The sequence below is a fragment of the Tamlana crocina genome, from assembly GCF_012037625.1.
In genome coordinates this window covers 1-319 of the sequence record NZ_JAAVJS010000691.1, presented here as the reverse complement: position 1 = coordinate 319, position 319 = coordinate 1, and the positions used below count along the sequence as shown (strand labels likewise).

Annotated in this window: 1 pseudogene; it reads right to left on the bottom strand. The window is 31.7% G+C overall.

Going from position 1 to position 319, the window contains the following annotated elements:
* Positions 1-148: 148 nt before the first annotated feature.
* Positions 149-319, bottom strand: a pseudogene (locus HC176_RS18580) (IS3-like element ISLbl1 family transposase); the annotation flags it as partial.

The following is a 319-nucleotide window of genomic DNA, read 5'->3' as shown; positions in this document are numbered from 1 at the left end:
AAAAAATCATCGTTCAGAAAATCTTCTTTCTTCATAAGTGTATAAAATTTAAAATTAAACAAAAAAAAATATCGAGGGTTGCAACCCTCGATATTTAAACTTTACACACTTAGTGAGATACTGCCAAAATGGACTTTAAGATGAATGACTAAGCTGCTAGTTTCTGGTTATACATATCTAATTCAAATTCTCTTAAAGTTTTGCATCCTAAAAAGGAATGTCTTCTTTTATTATTGTACCAAGTTTCTGTCCATGTAAAGATTGATAACTCAGCTTCGGATCTTAGCTTGTAGTAGTGCCCATAACCCCATTCCACCTT